This window comes from Brachybacterium sp. FME24 (assembly GCF_014897705.1).
Lineage (GTDB): Bacteria > Actinomycetota > Actinomycetes > Actinomycetales > Dermabacteraceae > Brachybacterium.
In genome coordinates, this window is the sequence record NZ_JABUXV010000007.1 from 125,467 (window position 1) to 145,860 (window position 20,394).

Consider the following 20,394-nt stretch of genomic DNA (forward strand, 5'->3'; position numbering starts at 1 on the left):
CGTCCAGACGGTACAGTTCAAGAGGCTACGGACCACCCATCACGTAAGGTCGCTCTCATGTCCGCACGCGACTCACTGCTCGACGCCTACCAGGCCCTGCTCCTGGACGAGGGCGAGCGCGCCGCCACGCTCGACGCGGTCGCCGCCCGGGCGGGCGTCTCCAAGGGCGGACTGCTCTACCACTTCCGCTCCAAGGAAGCGCTGGCCGCAGGCCTCATCGACCGACTGGACGAGCTCGTCGCCGCGGACCGCGACCAGATGCGCGACGCCCCGGACGGGCCGTCGCGGTACTACGTGCGCAACTCCGTGTGGAGCGACTCCCCCGTGGATCGCACGCTGGTCGCGGTCGCGCAGCTGGCACAGGAGTCCCATCCCCCAGCGCGGGAGGCGATCGCCCGCGCGCGCGATCGATGGCTCCTCCTGATCCTCGAGGAGGTCGGCGACGAGGCGACCGCCCACGCCATCCTGCTGATCGGCGACGGCCTGTACTTCGATGCCGCGCTGACCGGCGGCTTCACCACGAGCGTCGAGGATGCCGAAGCTCTGGTCGGGGTGGTGGACCGGCTCATCGCGAGCGTCGCCGCCCCTGCCGTCGATGCTCCTGTCGTCGACGCCCCTGCCGTGGACTCCCCGGGGCCCTGACCGCACCATCGCGAACCTGCTGCCGGATGCGGCCCCACGGCGCGACGCGCCGACCCCCGGAAGGGGCCGACGCGTCGGGGTGCGGCGATGCGGCGACCGGGCCGCGACGGGTCAGTTGCTGTTGAGGTGCTCCTGCAGCGCCTTCACCGTGCCGTAGGAGGTGCGGAAGTCCCAGACACCGTTGCTGCCGTGCCCGAGGGCGGCGCGCAGCTTGCCGGTGGTCTCGGACCCGATCTTGCCGTCGGCCGTCGCGCCGACCTTGGTCTGGAGGGCCTTGATGTCGCTGGTGGACAGCGAGCCGTTCGGGGTCACGCCGACCCAGGCCTCCAGCGCCTTCGTGGTGGCGGGGCCGAACTTGCCATCGACCACCAGGGAGCCGGCGTGCGAGGAGCCGCCGGTGCTGGGAGCGGGCGCGCTGGGTGCGGGGGCACCGCTGTTGAGGAACGACTGCAGCGCCTTGGTGGTGGAGTAGCTGGAGCGGAAGTCCCAGGCGCCGTTGCCGCCCAGGCCGATCGCCGCGCGCAGCTTGGCGGTGGTCTCGGAGCCGATCTTGCCGTCGGCCGAGGCGCCCACGGAGGACTGGAGAGCCTTGATGTCACTGGTGGACAGCGAACCGTCCTGACCCACGCCGATCCAGGCCTCCAGGGCCCGGGTGGTCGCCGGCCCGAACTTGCCGTCGACCGCGAGGGCGCCGGAGGTCTCTCCGGAATTGGACCCACCCCCGCCCGAGCTGCCACCACCGGGCTGCGCGTCGGAGTCGGCGCCACCATTGGACTTGGTCAGACCCGCGCGCTGGCCGCAGGTGGGCCAGGCGCCGGGACCCTGCTGCTGCAGGGTGCGCTGGGCGATCGCGATCTGCTCGGACTTGGAGGCCTTGTTCGCGGTCGACGCGTACTGGCCGCCCCCGAAAGCCTTCCAGGTGGAGCTCGAGAACTGCAGACCGCCGTAGTACCCGTTGCCGGTGTTGATGGACCAGTTGCCGCCGGACTCGCACTGGGCGACCTTGTCCCACACGGAGTCGTCGGCGGTGGCGACGCCGGGTCCGGCAGCACTCAGACCGGCCGCGACGACGGCGCCTCCGGTCGCGGCGGCCACCTTGGGCGCGATGCGGACTCCGCGGAAGTAGACGGCAGAGCCGTCGGCGCGGTGAGAGGGGGTGCGAGCGGGTGCGGACATCTGCGGGCTCCTGGGGAAAGGACAGGGAGAGAACGAGGCGACGAGGTCGGGAATGCCCCGATCCGGCACCGGTGCGCCGAGTCGACATCCCCTTGCTGCAGGCCGATGACCCGCGCGCCCGTTCCGGGCTGTTCCCACCGTGCCCCGTCAATACCCCTGGCAATAGGCTTGCAGACCAATTCCGTCCCCGAATTTTGTCAATCTTTTACCGAAATTGCTCGATATCGAATGACACGGAGGGAATTACTGAGTACAAGAACCCAGGTCTCGGGCGATCTGCCCCGGCACCGTCGACGGCCGCCCTGCTCAGATGACGGAGCGCCCGCCATCGACCCGCATGTTCTCGCCGGTGATCATCGCCGAGTCCGCGCTCGCCAGGAAGGCGACGAGGGAGGCGACCTCGTCGGGCGTGGCGAAACGGCCGGCCGGGATCGCGCTGCGCGCCGTCTCGCCCTTCTCCCCCACCCAGATCTCGCGGGCCAGCGCGGTGTCGACGATGGTCGGGGAGACGGCGTTGACCGTGACCCCGCGGCTCGCCCACTCCACCGCCAGCACCCGGGTGAAGCCGAGCACCCCGGCCTTGCTGGCGGAGTAGGCGGCATGCTCGACCAGCCCGATCTCGGCGGCCTGGGAGGCGATGGTGACGATGCGACCGTATCCGGCCTCGAGCATCGCGCGACCTCCCGCCTGGGACATGAAGAAGCTGCCGGAGAGGTTCACCGCGAGAGTGGACTGCCAGTCCTTCTCGGAGAGCTCCTCCCCGGGCCCGAAACGGCCGATGCCGGCGGAGTTGACGAGGATCTGCGGGGCGCCGAGCTCGGCGACGACGCGGGAGATCGCCTCGTGCGCGACGGTGGCGTCGGCGATGTTCGCGGTGACGGCCAGGTGGCCCTCCCCGGGCAGGGCGGCGAGCGCCTCCTGCAGCGAGGGGGCGATGTCGACTCCGGCGATACGGGCTCCGCGCTCGGCGAGGTAGGTGGCGATGGCGTTGCCGATCCCGGTGGCCGCGCCGGTGATGACGGCGATCTGATCGGTGAAGTCGTTGCTCATGCAGGCGTCTCCTGTCTCGTGATCGCGGGGGCCGCGATGTGGTTGCCGTGCCCTTCCGCGTTCTGCCGTGATGATCCATTCTCACCCCTCACCGCCGCGACGCGGCCGGTGGACTCCCTGCACCGACGAGGACACTGCGGGTGACGCAGAAGGGGGCGCTGCCTTGCCCCCACGCGATCACGGGACGGGACGAATCCCGACTCCTCTGCGCCGTGGGTGAACGGGGACAGGGGACTCGCGTTAAAGCCTGGCCCCACGCACCACGGCGTGCCTACTCTTCTCCCGTGCACAACAACTCTGCCGCCTCCGAGCACACGAGCACGCCCACCTCCGAGACCCTCGCCGGCGCGCGCACCGCCGCCCCCGCCGCGACCCCTGCGCCGGGCGTCATCTCCCCGCGCGATCGCAGCGTCATCGTGCTGCTGCTGATCAGCGCGTTCGTCGTCATCCTGAACGAGACGATCCTGTCGGTGGCGCTGCCCCCGATCATGGACGACCTGAACCTGGCCGAGACCACCGCGCAGTGGCTGACCACGGGCTTCATGCTCACGATGGCCGTGGTCATCCCGATCACCGGCTACCTGATGGGACGCTTCTCCACCCGCCAGGTGTTCGGCCTCGCCATGACGACCTTCGTGATCGGCACCCTGATCTGTGCGATCTCGCCGTCGTTCCTGCCGCTGCTGCTGGGCCGCATCGTGCAGGCCTCCGGCACGGCGATCATGATGCCGCTGCTGATGACCACGGTGATGAACCTGGTGCCGCCGTCCAAGCACGGCATGGTGATGGGCAACATCTCGATCGTCATCTCGGTCGCGCCCGCGCTCGGCCCGACGGTCTCCGGCCTGGTCCTGTCCTTCGCCCCCTGGCGCGCCCTGTTCCTGCTGGTGCTGCCGATCGCGATCATCGCCCTGGCCTTCGGACTGCGCCGCATCGAGAACGTCAACGAGGGATCCTCGCAGCCCGCCGACGTCCTGTCGGTGCTGCTGTCCGGCGTCGGCTTCGGCACCCTGGTGTACGGCCTGACCGGAATCTCCGGCGGCGAATCCGGTGCGGCCGACGCCGCCTCCGGCGGGGCTCCGACCGCCGCGATCGTCTGCCTGGTCATCGGCGTGATCTCGCTCGTCCTGTTCGTGCGCCGCCAGCTGGGGCTGCAGAAGGTCGAGCGCGCCCTGCTGGATCTGCGCACCTTCGCCACCCGCAACTTCTCGGTCGCCGTGGCGCTGATGATGGTCATGATGGGCGCCATGTTCGGTGTGGTCGTGCTGCTGCCGATCTTCCTGCAGCGCGTGCTGGAGCTGTCCACCCTTCAGGTGGGGCTGATGATGCTTCCCGGCGGGCTCACGATGGGGCTGCTGGCCCCGTTCGTCGGCCGCCTGTTCGACCGTGTGGGCCCGCGCCCACTGCTGGTCCCGGGCCTGACCGCCGTGGTGATCGGGATCGGGATCATGTCCCGGGTACCGGATCAGGCGTGGCTGATCGTGGTGGGCCACGTGGTCATGTCGCTCGGGCTGGCCTTCGTGTTCACGCCCCTGATGACCACCGCCATGGGGTCGCTGCCCAAACCGCTGTACCCGCACGGCTCGGCGATCGTGGGAACCGTGCAGCAGGTGGCCGGGGCCGCCGGCGCCGCGCTCATGGTCTCGATCATGGCGCGCGTCTCGGCCGGGACCGTCGCCGACGGCGGCACCGAGCTCGAAGGCATCTCCAGCGGCACCTCGGTGGCGTTCACGATCTCCGCCGTGCTCGGCGTGGCCACCGTGCTCATCGCGCTGTTCATCCGCCGCAACCCGGCGAACGCCGGAGATGCGCCGGTGACGGCGCGCGACGACTCCGCGGAGACCAGCGTCGCCGCCTGAGGGTCTCGGGGCACCTTGGGCGCCCAGTTCGCGGGTCGGCCCTCTCGGCCTCAGCTGCAGTTGTTCCAGGTCTCGACGTCGGTCGTGAGCATCAGCCCGGTGATCTCTCCGGTCTCCGCATCCATGCAGAAGGCGTACGAGAAGCCGGACTCGAGGTCCGTCTCCACGGCCAGCTCACCGCCGGGGTCGACGTACGCGATCGCGTCGACGTCGACGGGGATGCGCTGCTTCTCCCTTCCCGCCTCCCCGGAGGGCTCGCCGTCCTGGCCCTGCCCCTCATGCGGGGTGAACTCGGCGATCCCACTGCTGGTGCTCATCACGTACCACATGAAGGCATCACCGCTGCGGGCGTCCACCACGGGCTCCTCCAGCAGTACCCACGTCCCCTGACGGGAGGGCTCGTCGGCCTCGTCCGCCGAGACGTCGGGGAGCGCGAACGGGCACCCCTCGGGGACCGGCGAAGTGCTGGCCGTGCAGCGCTCGAGGACGTCGGCGACCTGATCCCGCACCTCCTCATGACCGGCCTCGCTGAGGTCGTACCAGAGGTTTCCCGCCGGCTTCCTCCACGTTCCGAGCACCGGTGGGGCTTCGAGCGTGACCTGCTTCGGTCTCTGCCACGGCCCGCTTTCCGGGACGGTGATCTCGTAGGTGCCGGGCAGGAGCTGCATCGCGATCTGCGGTGAGATGCTATCCGGCTGGACCAGCAGGTCCTCGACCGGAATCGGGATGCCATTGATGACGATGTCCTCGGCCCCCAGCGGGAGGGACACCAGGAACTCGGGCACCTCCACGGGTTCCAGCACCCAGGTCACGGGTGTGAAGGCACTGCCCGACTCCGGGGTGAGCGTCAGGGTGGTCTCGAGCGCCTCCTCCCCGTTGTCGAGGGTCGCCGTGACCGTGGCGGTCCCCGCGCCCACCTCCACCTCGTCGATCTCGAACGACTGGATGCGGTCCGTCGCGGACTGCAGGATCTGCGTGGTCAGCGCTGCGCCACTGGCGTCCGGCGCCGCCACCACGTGCTCACGGAGCTGATCCGCGTCGCCGGCCACCAGCGCCTGGAGGAAGTCCTGGGCCACCCGCTCCGGCGTCGAGGTGGTCGAGAGGAGGCGAGGCAGTCCCACGGCCAAGGCCACGACCAGCAGGAGGGCGGCGCCGACGCCGAGCATCCGGCGCGCCCGTGGCCGGAGTCCGCCTCGCGGCGCGGGCGGCGCCGGTCGGGACGGGGCCGGCGCGGCCGACGGGTCGGAATCCTCGCCCCAGCCCAGCGGGATCGCCTGACCCTGCCTGCGGTCGCGTCGTGACGTCCCCATGTCTCTCCTCGCCGGGTCTGCGCTCTACAGCGCTCCCGGGTTCGCTTTCTCGCGGGCGCGGTCGGCGAAGCTCACGGCCATCGCGGCGAGGGTGAGCGCCATGATGATCGCGATCGCGATCGTGAATGCCTCGAGCCAGGCATGACCACCTTCGGTGAGGGAGAAGATGATGCCGGGGATCATCGCGGTGCCGATGGCGGCGCCGGTGCGCTGGCCCAGCTGCAGGATACCGCCGGCGACGCCACCGAAGCGGGGGTCCACGGAGTTCAGGGTGAGAGTCTGGTTGGGCGAGATCGTCATGCCCTGGCTGAGGCCCATGAACATCAGTGGCGCGGCGAGGAACCAGAACGGCACGGTCCCGTTCTCCACGAACTGCGTGAGGATCCCGGTGCCGAGCAGGCCCACGAAGGCGACACCGAAGCCCACGATCACCATGCGCCGGCCCAGGGTGAGCACGTAGCGACCCGCGATCTGCGAGGAGATCGCGGCCGCGATCGAGGAGGGCAGGCCCATCAGGGAGGCCTCGAAGGCGGTGTGCCCGAGGTGCATCTGCAGATACAGCGGCACGATGATCCACACACTGGTGGCTCCGAGGAAGTACACCGAGACGATGAGGATGCCGTTGCGGAACGCCCGGTTGGCGAAGATCGCGGTATCCACCATCGGCGGGCGCCCGGAGCGCTTGTACCGCTGCTCCCACGCCCACCACAGGCCCAGCATCAGCAGCCCGGCGGGGAAGGACAGCCACACCAGCGCGCTCATGCCCCGCTCGAGGAAAGGCAGCATGATGCCGAGGATCGCCAGGCACAGCAGGATCGTGCCGAGGGGATCGAGGTCCGGTCTGGCCCTGCCGCGGGCACGGTCGTCCGGGATGAACTTGAAGGCGCCGATGATGGCGGCGATGCCGATCGGGACGTTCATCAGGAACATCCAGCGCCAGCCCTGGTCGGGGCCGAGGATCTGGATGAGTGCGCCGCCGATGACGGGGCCGACGGCGGTGGCGACGGCGACCGTGGTGGCCAGCAGCGCGAAGGCGCGGGCGCGATCCTGACCGCGGAAGTGCTGCTGGATCAGGGCGACCGTCTGCGGATTCAGCAGGCCCGAGCCGAGACCCTGCAGGATGCGGGCGACGTTGAGCATCTCGACCGAGGGGGCGAGACCGCTGAGCAGGGAGCCGACCGTGAACACGCCGACCCCGATGACGAGCATGCGGCGCCGCCCGGTGGCATCGCCGGCGCGTCCGGCGGGGACCAGGAGCATCCCGAAGGCCAGCGCGTATCCGGAGATCACCCACTGCAGCCCGCCCGTCGTGGCGTCGAGGCTCTCGCCGATCGCGGTCAGCGCCACGTTGATGACGCTCACGGCGATCAGGGCCATGAACAAGGGGGCGAGGAGGACAGCGAGCAGGGGCTTACGACGCACCGCAGGAGTCGGCGCGCTGGGGTCGGGGATCACCCCAGCAGGATATGCACTGACTGCAGGTTGAGGGAGAGTGGGGTGAGCGGAGAGGCACGGCGAGGACGCCGGACGGAACCGGTTATCCACAAAGGAGGGGGCTGCGCCGACGCCACCTCGCGATCTCTGGTTGCATGGCTCTCGCGCACCGCCTCGGAGCGCTCGGAGATATGGCGAGACCGCACGACAGGAGCCTGCAGATGTTCTATGGGGCGGATACGGCTGAGCTCTCGGCGTTCGCACACCGGTGCGACCTCGGCTCCCGATCGGTCCTGGATCTCGTGCACCGGCTCGATGCCCTGGTGCTCTCGGTGGCCTGGGACGGCCCTGATGCGGAGGCCCTGCGGGCGGACTGGCGCGCCCGCACCGGGCCCGGTCTGGTTCGCGCCGCGACGATGCTGCTCGAGACCCGAACCGAGGCCATCACGCACGCCGAGGAGCAGGACCTGGCCTCGGCGCCGGCCCGGGACTCTGCCGACGCTGCGTCCGGGCCAGGGCCCGGCACCAGGCTGGGGAACTCGGAGCTCCACGGCGCGGCCCCTTCGATGAGCCTGGTCTCCGGGGCATCGGCCGAGTTCATCGGCAGGATGGGACGGGAATCGCGTCCGACGGGCTTCCCCGGCGTCCCTGGACTCGACCGGGGCGGAGAGTTCCGCGGCGCCGACATCTCTTCGGAGATCTCGGGGATCGCTCCGGGGGAACCGGATACCGGGAAGGACGTCTGGGACTGGGTCCTGGGGAGGAAGGACTCCCCGCTGCCCGACCTTCCCGGCGGCGGCGAGCACCCTGCGCCCCCGGGTGGTGGCGGGGAGGACGGCCCCCTCGGGGACGGATGGGGAGGGAAGGAGCAGGAGGTCCCGCCGACGTCGCCGACGAAGCCGGCGAACTGGCCCGACGACATGCCGTGGCCGCCCAGCGGCCCGTTCCCCGGGGACTCGGACGACCAGTACGTCTACGGCGATGAGGGCCATGGCAGCGCGGGCGATGCGACGAATGATCCTCGCCCGGTCGGGACGCAGGTGGATGAGGGTGGTCAGCTCGGCGTCGGCGCCGGGGGCCCCGATGGCGGTGGGTATGCCGAGGGGAAGTGGGTCGTCAATGGCGGTGCCTCCGCCACCTCGGACGAGCACTCGAACTTCACGGTGACCGCAGGCGGCCGTGCCGGTGTCGAGGCCGGTGGTGCCGCCGGCACCAGCGACGGCACCGGGGTCACGGCCTCCGGCACCGCCGAGGTCTACGCCGAGGGCGGGCTGACGGTCGGCCGCGATGGGTACGGGGTGGGCTGGCGCGCCGGGGGCGAGGCCAGCGGGAGTGCCAGCTATTCCGAGGTCAATGAGGACGGCAGCTCCTCGATCTACACCGTCGAGGGCAGCGCGAAGGCCGGGGGGCACGCCTCCCATCACGTCAACGTGGTGCGCAACGGCGAGGGGGAGGCCAGCGGTATCACCGCAGGGTTCGACGTGGGTGGCGGCGCGTCTGCCGGGTACAACTACACCGAGGAGCACATCAGCCCGCAGGGATGGTTCCAGATGTCCACGACCACCAGCGACGGCGTCGGGAAGAGCGTGGGACTCAGCGGGAACGCCGTGGTCAGCACGGACGAGGTCTCGTTCTCGCTGGGTGGGGGGATTCCGGGCGTCGATACCGGCCCGCTCAGCGGAGCAGCGATCGGCATCAACCCGAATCGAATCGTGGAGGACGTGTCCGGCGGAGCCTTCGACGCCGATGACGTCGTGGCGACGGCCAAAGATATCTCGCCCTTCTGAGCATGGCGACCGGCCGCGCCGGAGCAGCCGATCAGCCGAGGACGGGCGTGAGCCGGCCGCGGCCCCGGATCATCCGAACAGCCGCCGCAGGATCGCCTTCTTCGCCCCCTTGTACGGCGGGTAGACCAGGCGCAGGGTGTCGGGCGTCAGCGGCTTGCGGGCGATGGGCTTGGCGTGGGTGAAGGCCTCCAGGCCGGCGCGGCCGTGATAGGCGCCCATCCCGGACTCCCCCACCCCGCCGAACGGGAGGGCCGGAGTACCGATGTGCGCGAGGGTCATGCCCACGGCGAGGGAGCCGGAGGAGGTCTCGGTCGCGAAGCGCTCCTGAATCTGCGTGCGGCCGGTGAACAGGTACGCGGTCAGCGGCTTCTCGCGCTCGCGGATACGGGCGATCGCCTCGTCGGGCCCGTCGACGGTGAGTATCGGCAGGACGGGCCCGAAGATCTCCTCCCCCATCACCGGATCGTCCCAGTCCACGCCGGTCATGATCGTGGGCGGGAGGTATCGGGTGGCGCGGTCGGCGTGCTGCGTGCCGCCGGCGATCACCAGATCGTCGTCGATGAGGCCGAGGACCCGCTCGAAGTGCTTCGGGTTGACCATCCGCCCGTAGTCCCGGCTGCGCTCGGGCGCGCTCCCGTACAGCGCGCGCACCGCCTTGCGCAGGTGCGGAACGAGTCGTCGGACAGTGCGCGGGGTGGCCATCAGATAGTCGGGCGCGATGCAGGTCTGCCCGGCGTTGGTGAACTTCCCCCAGACGATGCGGCGCGCAGCGACGGCAAGGTCCACACCATCGTCCACGAACACCGGTGACTTCCCGCCGAGTTCGAGCACGGTCGGGGTGAGATGCTCGGCGGCGGCGCGCGCGACGATCCGGCCGACGGCGGCGTTCCCGGTGTAGAAGATCAGGTCGAAGCGCTGCTCCAGCAGGATCGTGGTCTCCTCCACCGCGCCCTCGACCACCCGCACCCAGGCGGGGTCGAGGTGGGTCCGCACGAGGTGCGCGAGTGCTGTCGAGGTCGCCGGGGCCACCTCGCTCGGCTTGAGGATCACGGTGTTCCCACCCGCGATCGCCGCGATCAGCGGCACGAGGGTGAGGTTCACCGGGTAGTTCCAGGGCGAGATGATCAGCGTCGTGCCGAGCGGTTCGCGGCGCAGTTCCCCCGAGGCCGGGGCCAGCATCGCGCCCATCGAGAACCTCTCGGGACGCAGCCAGCTCTTCAGATGCGTGGTGACATGCGTGATCTCCTGGGTGACCACGCCGATCTCGGTGAGCGCGGCCTCGGTGCGGTTCTTGCCGAGATCCTGCGCCAGGGCCGCCCGCAGGCGCCGGTCCTCGAGGCGCAGGCCGCGCCGCAGGGCCTCGAGCTGCGCCAGGCGCGCGCCGATGTCGCGAGTGGTCCCGGCGTCGAAGGAGTCGCGCAGGGCGGAGACCTCGGCGGTGATGCGGGTGCGCAGAGCGGCATCCGGAGCGTCGGCGGGCTCGGCGGCAGGGGTGGTCGAGGCGTTCGCATCGGTCGACATGGGGCCAGCGTAGGGCGAGTCACCGACCCCCGCCTGAGCGTGACTCCACGCGGGCTCCCGATCCCGGACAATGGGTGGTGACGATGGCCCGGCACGCGGGCCGGCGAGGGAGGACATCGATGGCGAGTCTGCTGATCGCGGCGCCGATCCTGCTGACCCTGACGCTCCTGGTCTCCGGACTGGCGAAGCTCGGCGCACGGCAGGGCACCGAGGACGCGATGACGTCGCTGCGGCTGCCGCTGCGGCCCTTCCATCGGTCGGTCGCCTCGGTGCTGCCGGTGCTGGAGATCGTGCTGGCGCTGGTGCTCTGGGTGCCGTTCGTGCCGCTGCAAGTCATGGTGGCCGTGCTGGTCGCACTGCTCATGGTCACGTATCTGCTGATCATCGGGCGCGCTCTGACCTGGGACGAGGTCGTGGAGTGCTCCTGCTTCGGGACTCTCGCCTCGCCGACGGTCTCGCGCACCACCCTGGGCCGCAATGTCGTGCTCTCGGCGCTCGGGCTGCTGGCCGTGGCCGCCGCGGCATCCGGCATGATGACCCGGGCGCTCGTGCAGGAGCCCCTCGCCCTGGTGGGTCTCGGCGTCGCCCTGCTCATGGCGGTGGCACTGACCGTGCTCGCGATCGGCGGCACGACGCCCGGGACCGACGAGCCTGCCGAGTCCTGGACCGCTCGGCCCGGCGCGGCGAGCGGTCCGGCGCACGCCGAGCTCCCGGACTCCGAGGAGGTCGAGGAGGTCGAGGAGGTCGAGGAGGTCGAGGACACGGACGATGAGGAACTGCTCGATTACGAGCGCGACAGGACTCCGGCAGGTGTGCTGCAGCGCCCCGACGGCTCCCTGATCACGCTGCGCCAGCTCACCGCCCAGCAGGCGGCCCTGCTGCTGTTCGCCAGCGAGGGCTGCGGACCCTGCGAGCGGGTGCTGGACCAGACCCCGCGGTGGATCGAGGATCTCTCCCCGTACATGCAGGTGAAGCCGGTGTTCTCCCGGCCTCTGGATCAGTTGCGGGAGCGCACCCGGGAGCGCGTGGGCGAGCACGCGCTGCACGATCTTCAGTTCAGTGCTCGCGAATCCCTCGGCGGCCGAGGTGCTCCCAGTGCCGTCCTGATCGGGGCCGACGGCCTCCTCGCCGGAGGGCCGGTGACCGGCGGCAGCACGGTCATCGAGTTCGTCGAGGAGATCCGGGAACAGCTGCGCGGTGCGCAGAGCGACGGCGAGCTTCCCGTGACCGACGGCTGACGACTCGCCTCAGGGCACGCTGGCCTGGGCGAACCGACCCGCGCCGCTCGCGACCAGCGGCCCGTCCGCCGCTGGGATGAAGACGGCCTGACCGGCGGCCAGCGCGTGCGTCCCGGCCGTCGTCTCCAGGGTCATCTCGCCATCCAGACCGAGCACGATGCGGGGCCCGGTACCCGGGATCGGCCGGGGCACCTGCGGTGAGCTGCCCGTGAGCTCGGTGATGGCCAGCTCGAAGTCGTCGACCGGCGCGTAGTAGGCGACGGACGTGGGGTTCTGCCGTTCCGGGGCCACACGCAGCGGCGGAGCGGCGGTGACGCTCACGCACTGGAGCACCTCGTCGGCGTCGACCTTCTTCGGGGTCAGGCCCGCACGCAGCACATTGTCGCTGGCCGCCATCACCTCCAGGCCCACTCCGTGGAGATAGGCGTGCAGCGCGCCGGCGGGCACGAACATCGCCTCCCCCGGCGCGAGCGTGACCGGATTCAGCAGCAGGGCGGCGACCACGCCGGGGTCCCCGGGATGATGCTCGGCCAGCAGGGCGACGAAGCGGTCGATCCGGGGCGACGGCGAGGCCCCGGCCTCGGCGCGCGCGCGGCATGCCTCCACCACCTCGTGGACGGCCTGCGGGGACGGGCGCAGCGAGGCGGAGACCAAGGTGCGGAACGCGGCGCGCATGCCATGGGCCGTCGGGTTGGCGATCAGCAGGCTGTGCAGGCGATCGGTCAGCCCTGTGCCCAGACCGTCGAGAATCACGGCGGCGCGACGCGGGGTCCGGAAACCGCACAGCGCGGTGAAACGCGTCAGCGCGATCAGCATCTCCGGCTTGTGGTTCGCATCGCGGTAGGTGCGACGCGGGGAGTCCAGGTCGAGCCCGGCGGCGTTCTCCGCCGCGTAGGACTCGGCGGCGTGCTCCCGGGTGGGATGGACCTGCAACGACAGGGGGCGCTCCGCGGCGATCACCTTCAACAGGAACGGCAGCCGATCCTGGAACGCCCGGCCGACGTCGACCCCCAGCATGTGCTCGAGATCGGTGGCGATCACCTCGTCGAGGCGACGACCGCCCGCGACGGTCGAGGGGGCCATCGGGTGCGCGCCGAACCACGCCTCCGCCCAAGGCCTCCCGTCACTCTCGCGCCCCAGGAACTCGGGGATCGCGGTCTCGGATCCCCACGAGTAGTGCTGCAGGTGAGACTCGAGCGCGAGCATGCTCACGCAGTGCCCTCGAGGATCTGAGCGATCAGCCGGGCGGGCTCGTCGGCATCCTGCGGCGGGGCGGGGGTGGGGTCACCACCGGTGCGACGCATGCCGTAGCGCTCCCACTGCTCGTGGACCCAGGACGGCATGCGCGGGCCGTGCACCCAGGCGGGCAGGCCGCGGACGGCGGCCTCGAGGACGTCGGCGGAGTACACGGCCACCACGGGCCGCCCCTGCTCGGCGACCGGGCGTGGGGGTTCCTGCAGCTCCACGCCGCGGCGGCGCAGCAGCGCATGCGCGGCCCGGGAGAGGCGGTCGGTCTCCTCGAGTCCCGGCTGGTAGAGCGCACCGAGGGAGCGGCAGTAGGCGTGGGCGGCACCGAGGGTGAGCCGGCGCGGCAGCTCGATCGAGGCCAGCTGGCCCAGGAACACGGGCCGGTCCTCGGGGGAGCCGCGGTCGACCGAGTCCTCGTGGGCGGCCTGCCACAGGCGCTGGGAACCGACGACCCGCACGTCGATGTCGTCGCGCCCCCCACGGTGGAACTGGCCGTCGTCATCGGACCAGGCCAGCACGGTGGTCTGCGGGGGCAAGGGAGGGGTGAAGGGGGTGAGGACGTCGTGCTGGACGACGGCAGCGGGCACTCCGGCCGCCCGCGCCCACTCATGGACCAGCCGACCCACCCCGAGGTGCCAGCCCAGCGTGATCGCCGAGGTGACGCCGACCGCGTCGAGGGCGGCCTGCGGGTCGGCGACGGCCTCGTGGCGCCACTGCGGTCCCGTCAGTTCCGGCAGGTCCATCCCGGCAGGGGTCAGCACCACCGCTGTGCCGTGCAGGTACGGCAGCGCCGCGAGGAGTCCTTCGCGGGCGGTCTCCGAGGCGAGGTCGACGCCGAGCAGAAGGCGGCCGGCGCCCTCGCCGTCCCGGGTGTGCATCACGTGGCCGCTGGCCGCGGGGGAGGACGACCGGTGCAGAGGCCCGCGCGCGGAGCCGTGGATGCCCGGGGCACGCCGCCGGGTGGCCCGCCATTCCTGCCAGTGCTCCAGGCTTCGCGGATGGATCAACGCCATGGTGCGGCACCCCTTTCTCGGACGACTGTCGACCCCGAGCGTCCAGCATTCCACACGGGATGCCCAGATCCTGACGGCTCGGCCCGCTGGAAGGGACCCCTGGATGCCGGACCCGCCTGCTGCGCGCGCACCCTCTCCCTCACCGCGGCAGGTTGCGGATGTTCGTCGCTGCCATGCCGAGCATCTTGCCCACGCCGCCGCCGAGGACGATCTTGGTCGACGCGGTCGCGAAACCGCGGATCTGCTGCGCGCTGATCTTGGGCGGCATCGACAGGGCGTCGGGATCGGTGACCACATCGATCAGCATCGGGCCCGGGGTGGCGAGCGCGGCCGCCAGCTCCTTCTTCAGCTTCTTGGGGTCGCTGATGCGCACCGAGGGGATGCCCACGCCCTGGGCGATCGCCGCGAAGTCGACCTGCTCGTGGTCGGTGCCGTAGTCCGGCAGGCCCTCCACGAGCATCTCCAGCTTGACCATGCCGAGGCTGGAGTTGTTGAAGACCACGATCTTGGCGTTCACCCGATGGAGCTTCACGGTCAGCAGCTCCCCCATCAGCATGCCGAGGCCGCCGTCTCCGCTCATGGAGATGACCTGGCGATCCGGGAAGGCCATCGAGGCACCGATGGCCTGCGGCATCGCATTGGCCATGGTGCCGTGGTGCCAGGAGCCGAACAGGCGGCGCTTGCCGTTGGGGGTGATGTAGCGGGCGCCCCACACGTTGCACATGCCGGTGTCCACGGTGAAGATCGCGTCGTCGTCGGCGAGGTCGTCGAGGGTGGCGGCGACGAATTCGGGGTGGATGGGCTTCATCCGCTCCACGTTCTTGGTGTACGCCGCGACCACGCCGGTGAGCGCCTTGTGGTGCGCCTTGAGCATGCGGTGCAGGAAGCGGTGGCTCTTGGAGGCGGTCAGCAGCGGCATCACGGCCTGCAGGGTGAGGGCCACGTCGCCGTGGATCGCGAGGTCCAGGCCCACCCGTCGGCCCAGTCGGGAGGCGTCGGCGTCGATCTGCACGATCCTCGGGCCCTGCTTGCCGTCCCCGCCGGGGAGGAACTCGGTGTAGGGGAAGTCGGTGCCCAGCAGGATCACGAGGTCGGCCTCGTGCATCGCGTCGTAACAGGCGCCGTAGCCGAGCAGGCCGTTCATGCCCACGTCGTAGGGGTTGTCGTACTGCATCCACTCCTTGCCGCCGAAGGCATGGCCGATGGGTGACTTGATGCGGTCGGCGAGCTCGAGCACCTCCTCGCGCGCGCCGCGCACGCCCGCGCCGGTGAACAGGGTGACGCTCTCGGCCTCGTCGATCATCTCGGCGAGACGGCCCACGGGCGCCGGGGCGGGCTGGACCGTGCCCAGGTCGGTGGCGAGGGCCTTGGTGAGGGGCCCGTCGACCTCCTCGTCGGCGACGTCACCCGGCAGCACGAGCACGGAGACGCCGCTCTTGGCGATCGCGGTCTGCACGGCGATGTGAAGCATGGTGGCACCGTGCGCGCCGGAATTGACCATCTCGCAGAAGTGGGAGCACTCCTGGAACAGGATCTCGGGGTGGGTCTCCTGGAAGAAGCCCGTGCCGATCTTGGCCGAGGGGATGTGGGAGGCGATCGCCAGCACCGGGGCACCATCGCGATGCGCGTCGTACAGGCCCTGGATCATGTGGGTGTTGCCCGGGCCGCAGGAGCCCGCACACACGGCGAGCTTCCCGGTCAGGCGGGCCTCGGCGCCGGCCGCGAAGGCCCCGGCCTCCTCGTTGCGCACATGCACCCACTCGATGCCCTCGGTGGTGCGCACGGCGTCCACCACGGGGTTCAGGGAGTCACCGACCACCCCGAAGATGCGCTCGACGCCGAGGTCGCGGAGCTGGGTGACGAGGAGCTGAGCGAAAGAAGTGCGAGCCATCGAAGTGCCTCCCGGGGTTGCGGCAGCCGGGCGTGGCGCCCGGCTCGGGTCCGTCCTCTGAGCGTAGTCCTGCAACCGCCGGACAATATGACGTATGCCCCGCCAGGAGGTGACAGATGGTGCATAGTGGTGAGCGGCCCGCGCGTAAAACGATTAAGGATCGCTCAGTCCGGCGCTCTCCTTCCGTCGGTCGCGCCGAACCCTCCCGCCCCGAAAGGCTCCGATGACGCGCCGATCGCTCTCCTCGCCCGCGACCGATCCCGAACCGGGATCCTCCCTCGCCTCCGTTCGATCCCGACGCCGACGGGCAGCGGCGCCCTGGGCTCCTTCCCGTCGGCCGCTGCGCAGCCTCGCCCTCGCCGCCGCCGGCGCGCTGATCGCTCCCCTGGCGATCACAGTGCCCGCGGGCGCCGAGCCCACCTACGTGCCGCTGCCGCAGAGCGCGATGAGCGTGATGGAGGCCGATTCCGTCGAGGAAGGCTCGCCGGCGTCGAACGTGCTGGACGGAAACACCTCGACCATCTGGCATTCCGCCTGGAGTGATGAGGTCGACGAGCTCCCCCACCATCTTTCGGTGCAGGTCTCCGAGACGCCCGTCGAGGTGGCGCGGGTGCAGCTTGATCCCCGCAAGGATTCGAACGGCTCCGGCCGCATCGGCGACTACGAGATCCTGACGTCGACCGATCCGACCTGCGCCGACAACGCCTACACCACGGCCGCCGAGGGCAGCTTCGACGGCGCCCTGGCCGACGCCACCACCGAGCGCACCATCACCCTGGATGCCCCCGTCGAGGCGAGCTGCGTGAAGATCGTGTGGCTCAGCTCCTGGGGCGGCAAGGCCTCCGATCCCGAGACCTCTCCGCCGGAGAAGGTGGCCTCCCTGGCCGAGCTGAACGTGGACGTCATCGGCGAGGCGGGACCGCCGGACCCGATCGTGGTGGACCCGCCGGAGGGGACCGTCGAGATCTCCGACGGGCAGCTGGGTGTGCGCCTGCATCCTGACTTCCCGCAGGTCGTCGACTATTCCCTGGGTGCGAGCACGCTGGCCGGCCGCTACGGCGAGGCCCATTCCGCCGTCGTCATCGACGACATCTCCTACGACGTCGACGTGACCGCCCCGGAGCTCTCCGCGGAAGGCACCAGCGCGACCTATCACCTCACCGTGCCCGCGCTCGAGGGGACCTCCTTCGATGCCGTCCTCGGGGTCGAGGACGGCACCTTCACCTGGACGCTCACGAACTTCGTGGACCCCGGCGGCGTGATCCACCGGATCTCGGTGCCGCGCCTGGACCTGGCCTCAGCCAACGGCACAGCGGCCGGAGCCCAGGTGGTCGGAGCGGACCTCTCCACGGACCGTGACCGCAGCGGCGATCACATCTACGACCTGGCATCGCTGGAACCCGGGACGACGCTCGAGGATCCCGCACACGTGGCACTGCTCAACAGCGACCAGCTCGCCGCCGGGTTCGAGACCAATGCGGTCGAGGACAACACCGCCGGCGGTGCGACCGCGGGGCGCGTCCAGAACGACAACTCCCGCTATCTCGTCACCCTGGGCCAGGGCGACGGCGCCTCCTACGGCACGGTCTCCCCGGGCACCTTCGTGGTGCGCGGCTCGACCGCGGACCTCGGGATCGGGGCCGACGCCGACCCGTTCGTGCGGGTGCGACTGACCGCGGATGCGAACGACGACGGCGCGGTGACCTGGCAGGACAGTGCGATCGCCGCCCGCGCCGTGGAAGCGCCGATCGCCGGCGCCGAGAAGGTGAAGGACGTCAAGGACACCGTCATCACGCGGATCCCGTTCAACATCGTCTCCCAGGCCACGCACCCGTTCCTGCGCACCCTGGATGACACCAAGCGGGTGTCGCTGGCCACCGAGGGCCTCGGCCAGTCGGTCATGCTCAAGGGCTACCAGGCCGAAGGTCACGACTCCGCCCATCCCGACTACGCCGGCCATTACAACGAGCGAGCCGGCGGCCTGGAGGATCTGAACACACTGGCCGCGGCGGGCGAGGACTGGAACGCCACGTTCGGAGTGCATGTCAACGCCACCGAGTCCTACTCCGAGGCGCACGCCTTCGACGAGGACCTGCTGAAGACGCCGATCACACCGGCCTGGGGATGGATGAACCAGTCCTACGCGATCGATGGCCCGAAGGACCTCGGCACCGGCAAGGTCCTGGAGCGCTTCCAGCAGCTGCGCGACGAAGCGCCCGAGAACCTGACCTTCCTGTACATGGACGTGTACTACCCCAACGGCTGGGAAGGACAGCGCCTGGCGCAGGAGCTCCAGGCACAGGGCTGGGGCGTCTCCACCGAGTGGGCGGACAAGATGCCGCGCGCCTCGATGTGGTCGCACTGGGCGAACGACGAGAACTACGGCGGCTCCACCAACAAGGGCATCAACTCGCAGGTCATCCGCTTCATCGACAACGAGGAGAAGGACATCTGGAATCCGGACCCGCTGCTGTCGAACGCGAACGTGCAGGAGTTCGAGGGCTGGACCGGTCACCATGACGCGAACGCCTTCTTCGACATGGTGTGGGAGCGGAATCTGCCCACCAAGTACATGCAGCAGGCACCGATCATGCAGTGGGGCGACGGCCAGGTCGCCCTGGAGAACGGCACCGTGGCCACGAGCGACGTCGAGACCGTCGGTGGCACCGAGATCCCCACCGATCGCACCATCACCCATGGCGGTGCGACCGTCTACGAGGACGGGAAGTACCTCCTGCCCTGGGACGACGGCGGCGATCGCCTCTACCACTGGAACCCCGAGGGCGGGACGACCACCTGGACCCTGACGCCCGAATGGGCCGAGCAGGGCTCGGTGGTCATGTACAAGCTCTCCGACACCGGCCGCGGCGGCCGCGTCACCGTGCCGGTGCGTCAGGGCACAGTCACCCTCGAGGCCGAGGCGGGCACCGCGTACGTGCTCCACCCGACGCGGGACATGCCCGAGAAGGTCGATCCGCAGTGGGGTCAGGGCAGCCCTGTCGCCGATCCCGGGTTCTTCTCCGGCACCCTCGCGCAGTGGTCGCCGCAGGGCGCCGTGGAGATCGAGACCGACGAGAACCGCAACCTCCAGGCGCGGATCGACGGCGGCGCGGGAGGCATCTCCCAGGAGCTTCACGACCCGGCCGACCCCACCGAGGACCTGCCCGCCGGGACCTACAGTGCCTGGGCCTCCCTCCAGATCGCTCCCACCGCGACGCGTGCGGTGAGCGTCTCGGCGACCGGCGACGGTGTCGTTCCGACCGCGCACCAGGCCGGTGAGGAGGGCGCGGCGACCACCACGATCGACTCGTCCCTGGCGATCAACGCGACCGCCTCGGACGACAAGCACGGGCAGTACTTCCAGCGCGTACGGGTCACCTTCACCACCGACGGCTCCCCGGTGACCTTCGCGGTCACCGCCGATGACGGTGAGGCGGCGGTGCGCGTGGACGACGTGCGGGTGGTCCCGTTCGTGGCCCCCGCACCTGCGGACACGACAGATACCGATGCCACGGGTTCCGGCGCGACGGAGCAGACGGTGCTGTTCGAGGACTTCGAGAACGTGGATACCGGCTACTGGCCCTTCGTCACCGGATCGGCGGAGCTGGGCGGCGACGCCCGCACCCAGCTGGCCGAGCTGCACGCCCCGTACTCGCAGGCCGGCTGGTACGGGCTGAACACCGACGGCGACGCGGTCGAGGGCGGCAAGCTGCTGGACAACGTGCTGGACGGGAACTGGTCGCTGATGTCGCACGAGGAGAAGGAAGGGCTCGTCCTGCGCACCACCACCGGTTCGCTGCCGCTGGAGACCGGTCATCGCTACCGGGTCTCCTTCGACCACCAGACCGGATTCGACGGGGCCTACCGCCTGATCGTCGGCGGGGACACCCTCGCCGCCGAGGGCGGGGAGCCGGGCACCACGGTGCTCGAGCGCCAGGCGATCCCGCAGGCCCGCGGCAGCGACCACCGCTTCGAGCACGAGTTCACCGCCGGCGCGTGCGAGGCGACCTGGATCGGCATCGAGAACGTGGGCAGCGGGCCGCAGAACGATCTGGTCCTCGACAACCTGCGGGTCGAGGATCTCGGCGAGGCCGAGGCGACCCCCGACTGCACCGCGACCGAGGAGGCACCGAGCGAGTGATCCTCGCACTCCAGGTCACCCGAGGATGAGACGGGGCGCCCGCTGCCGGACAGGCGGTGGGCGCCTCCATCGGCGTCACGCCGG

General features: G+C 70.6%; 13 protein-coding genes. 5 read left to right on the top strand and 8 right to left on the bottom strand.

Annotated features, from left to right (window positions below; translation table 11 throughout):
- Nucleotides 1-57: 57 nt before the first annotated feature.
- Nucleotides 58-642 carry a TetR/AcrR family transcriptional regulator gene (locus tag INT51_RS09730; protein ID WP_193105103.1) on the top strand — a complete coding sequence of 195 codons (585 nt, stop codon included), beginning with the start codon at nucleotides 58-60 and terminating at the stop codon, nucleotides 640-642.
- A gap of 111 nt (nucleotides 643-753) precedes the next feature.
- Here the strand turns inward: INT51_RS09730 and INT51_RS09735 are convergent, their stop codons facing one another.
- Nucleotides 754-1,818: a transglycosylase family protein gene (locus INT51_RS09735; RefSeq protein WP_193105104.1), complete on the bottom strand. Its 1,065-nt coding sequence runs from the start codon at nucleotides 1,816-1,818 to the stop codon at nucleotides 754-756.
- 306 nt (nucleotides 1,819-2,124) lie between these two features.
- Nucleotides 2,125-2,868: a GolD/DthD family dehydrogenase gene (locus INT51_RS09740; RefSeq protein WP_193105105.1), complete on the bottom strand. Its 744-nt coding sequence runs from the start codon at nucleotides 2,866-2,868 to the stop codon at nucleotides 2,125-2,127.
- 284 nt (nucleotides 2,869-3,152) lie between these two features.
- Here INT51_RS09740 and INT51_RS09745 point away from each other — a divergent pair, with 284 nt between their 5' ends.
- Nucleotides 3,153-4,727 (top strand): MDR family MFS transporter, encoded by a 1,575-nt coding sequence (locus INT51_RS09745; protein ID WP_304502140.1) that lies wholly within the window; start codon nucleotides 3,153-3,155, stop codon nucleotides 4,725-4,727.
- Nucleotides 4,728-4,777: 50 nt separating this feature from the next.
- Here the strand turns inward: INT51_RS09745 and INT51_RS09750 are convergent, their stop codons facing one another.
- Both INT51_RS09750 and INT51_RS09755 read right to left on the bottom strand, forming a co-directional pair.
- Nucleotides 4,778-6,037, bottom strand: a complete 1,260-nt coding sequence (locus tag INT51_RS09750) for a hypothetical protein (RefSeq protein WP_193105106.1) — start codon at nucleotides 6,035-6,037, stop codon at nucleotides 4,778-4,780.
- Nucleotides 6,038-6,061: 24 nt separating this feature from the next.
- A complete protein-coding gene (locus INT51_RS09755) occupies nucleotides 6,062-7,492 on the bottom strand; it encodes an MFS transporter (protein ID WP_193105107.1) in 1,431 nt (476 codons plus the stop codon).
- Nucleotides 7,493-7,626: 134 nt separating this feature from the next.
- On the opposite strand from INT51_RS09755, the gene INT51_RS09760 reads away from it, so the two are divergent.
- Nucleotides 7,627-9,258 carry a hypothetical protein gene (locus INT51_RS09760; protein WP_193105108.1) on the top strand — a complete coding sequence of 544 codons (1,632 nt, stop codon included), beginning with the start codon at nucleotides 7,627-7,629 and terminating at the stop codon, nucleotides 9,256-9,258.
- 69 nt (nucleotides 9,259-9,327) lie between these two features.
- Here INT51_RS09760 and INT51_RS09765 read toward each other — a convergent pair whose 3' ends face one another.
- The gene (locus INT51_RS09765) at nucleotides 9,328-10,779 is read right to left on the bottom strand and encodes an aldehyde dehydrogenase family protein (protein WP_193105109.1); all 1,452 of its coding nucleotides are present in this window, start codon (nucleotides 10,777-10,779) and stop codon (nucleotides 9,328-9,330) included.
- Nucleotides 10,780-10,898: 119 nt separating this feature from the next.
- Between INT51_RS09765 and INT51_RS09770 the strand changes: the two genes are divergently transcribed.
- A complete protein-coding gene (locus tag INT51_RS09770) occupies nucleotides 10,899-12,017 on the top strand; it encodes a MauE/DoxX family redox-associated membrane protein (protein WP_193105110.1) in 1,119 nt (372 codons plus the stop codon).
- A 9-nt stretch (nucleotides 12,018-12,026) separates the two neighbouring features.
- On the opposite strand, the gene manA is transcribed toward INT51_RS09770, so the two are convergent.
- The 3 genes from manA to INT51_RS09785 form a co-directional block, all read right to left on the bottom strand.
- Nucleotides 12,027-13,223: a mannose-6-phosphate isomerase, class I gene (manA, locus tag INT51_RS09775; RefSeq protein ID WP_193105211.1), complete on the bottom strand. Its 1,197-nt coding sequence runs from the start codon at nucleotides 13,221-13,223 to the stop codon at nucleotides 12,027-12,029.
- Between the two features lie 2 nt (nucleotides 13,224-13,225).
- Nucleotides 13,226-14,278: a hypothetical protein gene (locus INT51_RS09780; protein ID WP_193105111.1), complete on the bottom strand. Its 1,053-nt coding sequence runs from the start codon at nucleotides 14,276-14,278 to the stop codon at nucleotides 13,226-13,228.
- Nucleotides 14,279-14,417: 139 nt separating this feature from the next.
- On the bottom strand, nucleotides 14,418-16,169 hold the full coding sequence (locus INT51_RS09785) for a pyruvate dehydrogenase (protein ID WP_193105112.1): 1,752 nt from the start codon (nucleotides 16,167-16,169) through the stop codon (nucleotides 14,418-14,420).
- Nucleotides 16,170-16,392: 223 nt separating this feature from the next.
- Between INT51_RS09785 and INT51_RS09790 the strand changes: the two genes are divergently transcribed.
- Nucleotides 16,393-20,310, top strand: coding sequence for an endo-alpha-N-acetylgalactosaminidase family protein (locus INT51_RS09790; RefSeq protein ID WP_193105113.1), 3,918 nt, complete (start codon nucleotides 16,393-16,395; stop codon nucleotides 20,308-20,310).
- Nucleotides 20,311-20,394 lie beyond the last annotated feature (84 nt).